The sequence below is a fragment of the Streptomyces turgidiscabies Car8 genome (assembly GCF_000331005.1).
Lineage (GTDB): Bacteria > Actinomycetota > Actinomycetes > Streptomycetales > Streptomycetaceae > Streptomyces > Streptomyces turgidiscabies.
In genome coordinates, this window is record NZ_AEJB01000094.1 from 1 (window position 1) to 5,824 (window position 5,824).

General features: G+C 69.8%; 5 protein-coding genes. All 5 read right to left on the reverse strand.

Annotated features, from left to right (window positions below):
• On the reverse strand, positions 1–1,246 hold a 1,246-nt coding region (locus STRTUCAR8_RS05315), incomplete at its 3' end, for a thymidine phosphorylase (protein ID WP_044471660.1).
• A 90-nt stretch (positions 1,247–1,336) separates the two neighbouring features.
• On the reverse strand, positions 1,337–1,729 hold the full coding sequence (locus tag STRTUCAR8_RS05320) for a cytidine deaminase (RefSeq protein WP_006374429.1): 393 nt from the start codon (positions 1,727–1,729) through the stop codon (positions 1,337–1,339).
• Positions 1,726–3,009 (reverse strand): ABC transporter permease, encoded by a 1,284-nt coding sequence (locus STRTUCAR8_RS05325; protein WP_044471659.1) that lies wholly within the window; start codon positions 3,007–3,009, stop codon positions 1,726–1,728. Before STRTUCAR8_RS05325 ends, STRTUCAR8_RS05320 begins: the two co-directional genes overlap by 4 nt.
• A complete protein-coding gene (locus STRTUCAR8_RS05330) occupies positions 3,009–4,136 on the reverse strand; it encodes an ABC transporter permease (protein WP_006374427.1) in 1,128 nt (375 codons plus the stop codon). Before STRTUCAR8_RS05330 ends, STRTUCAR8_RS05325 begins: the two co-directional genes overlap by 1 nt.
• On the reverse strand, positions 4,133–5,650 hold the full coding sequence (locus STRTUCAR8_RS05335) for an ABC transporter ATP-binding protein (RefSeq protein WP_006374430.1): 1,518 nt from the start codon (positions 5,648–5,650) through the stop codon (positions 4,133–4,135). The genes STRTUCAR8_RS05330 and STRTUCAR8_RS05335 overlap by 4 nt, the downstream gene beginning before the upstream one ends.
• Positions 5,651–5,824 lie beyond the last annotated feature (174 nt).

A 5,824-nucleotide genomic window follows, 5' to 3' on the forward strand; every position in this document is an offset into this window, starting at 1 on the left:
ACTCCGTACCCGTCGCGCCGATGTCGTACGAGCCCTCGACCGCCTGGAGCGCGTACTCGAAGCGCTCCGGGGTGTCCGTGTGGAGGGTCAGGAGAGGCTGGCCGGCCGTGACCGTGTCGCCCGGCTTGGCGTGGAGCTCGACGCCCGCGCCCGCCTGCACCGGGTCCTCCTTGCGCGCGCGCCCCGCGCCGAGGCGCCAGGCGGCGACACCGACGCCGTACGCGTCGAGGCGGGTCAGGACGCCCGAGGACGGCGCCTTGATGACGTGCTGTTCCCTCGACGTGGGCAGCGGGGCGTCCGGGTCGCCGCCCTGGGCAGCGATCATCCGGCGCCACACGTCCATCGCCGAACCGTCGGCCAGCGCCTTCGCCGGGTCCGCGTCCTTCACGCCGGCCGCGTCGAGCATCTCGCGGGCCAGGGCGAGCGTCAGCTCGACCACGTCGGCGGGGCCGCCGCCCGCCAGGACCTCGACCGACTCGCGTACCTCCAGCGCGTTGCCCGCCGTCAGGCCGAGCGGCGTCGACATGTCGGTCAGCAGCGCGACCGTCTTCACCCCGTGGTCCGTGCCCAGGCCCACCATCGTGGACGCCAGTTCGCGCGCGTCCTCGATCGTCTTCATGAAGGCGCCGGTGCCGACCTTCACGTCCAGGACCAGCGAACCCGTGCCCTCCGCGATCTTCTTCGACATGATCGACGAGGCGATCAGCGGGATCGCCTCGACCGTGCCGGTGACGTCGCGCAGCGCGTACAGCTTCTTGTCGGCGGGGGCCAGGCCGTCGCCCGCCGCGCAGATCACGGCGCCGGTGCTGTCCAGGACGCTCAGCATCTCCTCGTTGGAGAGCAGCGCCCGCCAGCCGGGGATCGACTCCAGCTTGTCGAGGGTGCCGCCCGTGTGGCCGAGGCCGCGGCCCGAGAGCTGCGGTACGGCGGCACCGCACGCCGCGACCAGGGGGGCCAGCGGGAGGGTGATCTTGTCGCCGACGCCGCCCGTGGAGTGCTTGTCGGCCGTCGGGCGGGACAGCGAGGCGAAGTTCATGCGCTCGCCGGACGCGATCATCGCCGCCGTCCAGCGGGCGATCTCGCGGCGGTTCATGCCGTTCAGCAGGATCGCCATGGCGAGCGCGGACATCTGCTCGTCGGCGACCGCGCCGCGCGTGTACGCGTCGATGACCCAGTCGATCTGCTCGTCACTGAGTTCACCGCGGTCCCGCTTGGTGCGGATGACGGAGATGACATCCATGGACAGGAGCGTCATGGCTTTCCTTCCGGTGGTTCTGCGAAACGGTGCGGCCCCCCGGAGTGAGTGCTCGACCAACTCCGGGGGGCCGTACGGGAGTTACTTGGTGAGATGGTCCGGGCCGAAGGCCTGGGGAAGCATCTCGGAGAGGGGCAGGACGCCCGCCGGCGTCTCCAGGAGCAGGGTCGCGCCGCCGAACTCGAACAGCAGTTGCCGGCAGCGACCGCACGGAACGAGGATGTCGCCCTTGCCGTCCACGCACGTGAAGTGCGTCAGCCGGCCGCCGCCGGTGCGCTGCAGTTCGGAGACCAGACCGCACTCGGCGCACAGGCCGAGCCCGTACGACGCGTTCTCGACGTTGCAGCCCGAGACCGTACGGCCGTCGTCGACCAGGGCGGCGACACCGACCGGGTAGCCGGAGTACGGGGCGTACGCGTGGGACATCGCGTCCCGGGCCACCTCCCGCAGCTTCTCCCAGTCGACGTCCCTCACTTGCCCTGGCCCTTCCGGTAGCGCATGCCGTCCGCCTTGGGCATCCGCAGACGCTGCGCGGACAGCGACAGCACCAGCAGCGTGACGACGTACGGGGTGGCGCCCACGAAGTCGCTCGGGACCTCGTCGGTGGTCAGGTACCAGACCAGGACGCCCGCGCCCACCATGAGGCTGATGCCGCCCTGCCAGTGCGCCTTCTTGTACAGCTTCCAGCCGCCCATCGCCGCGAGCAGCACGAACAGCAGGAGCAGCAGCGCGTGGACGGTCTCGCCCCCGCTGCGCAGCTGAAGGGCGTCGGAGTAGCCGAACAGGCCCGCGCCCATGGCGAGACCGCCGGGCCGCCAGTTGCCGAAGATCATGGCGGCGAGACCGATGTAGCCGCGCCCACCGGTCTGGCCCTCCAGGTAGGTGTGCGAGGTGACCAGGGCGAGGAAGGCGCCGCCGAGGCCGGCGAGGCCGCCGGAGACGGCCACGGCCGCGTACTTGTACTTGTAGACGTTGACGCCGAGAGACTCCGCGGCGATCGGGTTCTCGCCGCAGGAGCGCAGCCGCAGGCCGAACGGGGTACGCCACAGCAGCCACCAGCTGGCGACGAACAGAGCGATCGCCAGGACCGTCACCACGGACATGTCGGTGACCAGACCGCCGAGGATGCCGGCGATGTCGGAGATCAGGAACCAGTGGTGGTTCTCGACGGAGTGCAGCCCACTGGACAGGCCCGGTACGTCGAAGCTGGGCAGCGAGTCCACGGGCGGGGACTGCTTGGGGTTGCCGCCCGCGTCGGCGGCCTTGCCGTCCACGAAGAAGATCTTGGCGAGGTACTGGGTGATGCCGAGCGCGAGCAGGTTGATCGCGACGCCGGAGACGATGTGGTCGACGCCGAAGGTGACGGTCGCGACCGCGTGCAGCAGGCCGCCCAGGACGCCGAAGCCGACACCGCACAGCAGGCCGAGCCAGGGACTGGACTGCCAGCCGATCCAGCCGGCGCCGAAGGTGCCGAGGATCATCATGCCTTCGAGGCCGATGTTGACCACGCCGGACCGCTCGGACCACAGACCGGCGAGGCCAGCGAGGCCGATCGGCACGGCGAGGCTGAACGCGGCGGAGACCTGGCCCTCGGAGGTGAGCTGGTCGGAGCCGGAGATGACCCGGACCGCGGCGACGAGCAGCAGTGCTCCGGCCACGATCAGCAGGATCTGGCCGAGCGAACGGCCCGACCGGGTGGCGGTGTCCGCCTTGGGCGCCGCGGGGGGCGGCGTGTCGGTCATCGTGGCAGTCATCACGCCACCTCCTGCTTCTGGGTGGGGGCTGCGGCCTGGGCGGCGAGCTCGGCGCCGACCCGCTGCTGCTGGCGCTTGAGTCCGTAGCGTCGTACGACTTCGTAGGCGATGACGACGCACAGGACGATGACGCCCTGGATGACGCCGAGGATCTCCTTGTCGTAGCCCTCGAACTCCAGGTGGTTGGTGGTGCGTTCCAGGAAGCCCCACAGCAGGGCGCCCAGCGCGATGCCGACCGGGTTGTTGCGGCCGAGCAGGGCGATGGCGATGCCGGTGAAGCCGATGCCCACGGGGAAGTCGTTGCTGAACTGGTGGCTGTCGTTGAGGAGGGTCGGCATGCCGATCAGACCGGCCACCGCACCCGAGATCACCATGCTGGTGGCGACCATCTTCTTCACCGAGACCCCGCTCGCGGCGGCGGCGGACTCGGACTGGCCGACGGTGCGCAGGTCGAAGCCGAACCGGGTACGGCCGAGCACGAACCAGTACGCCACGCCGACGAGCACGGCGATGACGATGAAGCCCCACAGCTCGCCCGCCGCGCCGGTGTCGATCTGGAAGAAGTACGACGACTCCGGCAGCGGCGTGGTGGAGACGACCGTGCCGCCGGCCTGGAGCTCGGCGAGCTTTCCGGGCTGGAGCAGGTAGGCGATGATCGCGGTGGCGATCGAGTTGAGCATGATCGTCGAGATGACCTCGCTGACCCCGCGGGTCACCTTCAGGATGCCCGCGATGGCCGCCCACAGGGCGCCCGTCGCCATCGCGCACAGGATGATCAGCGGGATGGAGATCCAGCCCGGCGTGGTCAGCGCGCCACCGAGGACGGCGGCGACGAACGCGGCGATCCGGTACTGGCCGTCGACGCCGATGTTGAACAGGTTCATCCGGAAGCCGATGGCCACCGAGACACCCGCGAGGTAGTACGTCGTCGCCTTGTTCAGGATGTAGATCTGGCTGTCGCTGGCGGAGCCGTAGGTCACCATGTCGCTGAAGGCGGCGCCCGGGTTCTTGCCGGTGGCGAGGATCACCAGGGTGGTGACGACGAGCGCGGTGACGACCGCCAGCAGCGGCGCCGCGATGCCGAGGAGCAGCCGCTCCCTGTCGATGCGTTGCGTCAGCTTCTTCATCGGGCGTCGTCCTCTGTGCTCTCCGGGCCAGAGGCCTCTGTGTGCTCCAGGTGGCCGGTGGCCGCGCCCGTCATGGCGGAGCCCAGCTCCTCGGGGGTGATCGTGGCGGGGTCGGCGTCGGCGACCAGACGGCCGCGGTACATCACCCGCAGGGTGTCGGAGAGCCCGATGAGCTCGTCCAGGTCCGCGGAGATCAGCAGCACGGCCAGGCCCTCTCGGCGGGCCTCGCGGATGTGGTCCCAGATCGCGGCCTGCGCGCCGACGTCCACACCACGGGTGGGGTGGGCGGCGATGAGCAGCTTGGGCGCGTGGCTCATCTCGCGGCCGACGATCAGCTTCTGCTGGTTGCCACCGGAGAGGGAGGCGGCGGTGACGTCGATACCGGGGGTGCGGACGTCGTACGCCTCGATGATGCGCTCGGTGTCGGTGCGGGCCGCCTTGATGTCGAGCAGCTGACCACGGGAGTTGGGCTTCTCGGTGACATGGCCGAGGATGCGGTTCTCCCACAGTGGGGCCTCGAGGAGCAGGCCGTGGCGGTGGCGGTCCTCGGGGATGTAGCCGACGCCGGCCTCACGGCGGCGGCGGGTGGGCACGTGGGAGATGTCGGTGCCGGCGAGCGTGATGACGCCGGCGTCGGGGTCACGGATGCCCATGATCGCCTCGACCAGTTCGGACTGGCCGTTGCCCTCCACACCCGCGATGCCCAGGACCTCGCCCTGGTGGATGGTGAAGGAGATGTCGTCGAGGATGATCCGCTCGACGCCGTCGAGGTCGGTCTGGGCCAGGCGAAGGCCGTCCAGCCTGAGCAGCGGGACGTCGGTGACCGTGGACTCCTCGGTCTCCGGGGTGGGCAGCTCGCTGCCGACCATCAGCTCGGCGAGCTGCTTGGGAGTCGTACCGGCGGGCTCGACCGTGCCGACGGTGGTGCCGCGGCGGATGACGGTGATCTCGTCGGCGACGGACAGGACTTCGCCCAGCTTGTGGGAGATGAAGATGACCGTGAGGCCTTCCGCCTTCAGCTCCCGCAGGTTGTCGAAGAGGGCGTCGACCTCCTGCGGCACGAGGACGGCCGTGGGTTCGTCGAGGATGAGGGTCTTGGCGCCGCGGTAGAGGACCTTGAGGATCTCCACGCGCTGGCGGTCGGCGACGCCGAGTTCCTCCAGGAGGACGTCGGGCCGGACGTTCAGGCTGTACGCGTCGGAGATCTCCCTGATCTTCGCGCGGGCCTTGGCGCCGATGCCGTACAGCTTCTCCGCGCCCAGAACGACGTTCTCCAGCACGGTGAGGTTGTCGGCGAGCATGAAGTGCTGGTGCACCATGCCGATGCCGCGGGCGATGGCGTCCGCGGGGTTGTGGAAGGTGACCGTCTCGCCGTTCACCGTGATGGTGCCCTCGTCCGGCTGCTGCATGCCGTAGAGGATCTTCATCAGGGTGGACTTGCCGGCGCCGTTCTCGCCGCACAGGGCGTGCACGGTGCCGGTGCGGACGGTGATGTCGATGTCCTTGTTGGCCACGACACCGGGGAAACGCTTGGTGATGCCGCGCAGTTCGACGGCAGCGGGAGGGCTGGACGCGTTGATGGCGCACTCTCCTCGGGGAAAAGGGGCTGCGTAGGGGAGGGCAGGCGTCGGTGACGCTAGCGCGGCAACTCCATGCTACACGCGTAGAGTTGACACATTGTTATGGCT

Bases quoted from the DNA above. Each gene is read 5' to 3' on its own strand.
- STRTUCAR8_RS05325 (WP_044471659.1), bottom strand. From the start codon at position 3,009: ATGACTGCCACGATGACCGACACGCCGCCCCCCGCGGCGCCCAAGGCG.
- STRTUCAR8_RS05330 (WP_006374427.1), bottom strand. From the start codon at position 4,136: ATGAAGAAGCTGACGCAACGCATCGACAGGGAGCGGCTGCTCCTCGGC.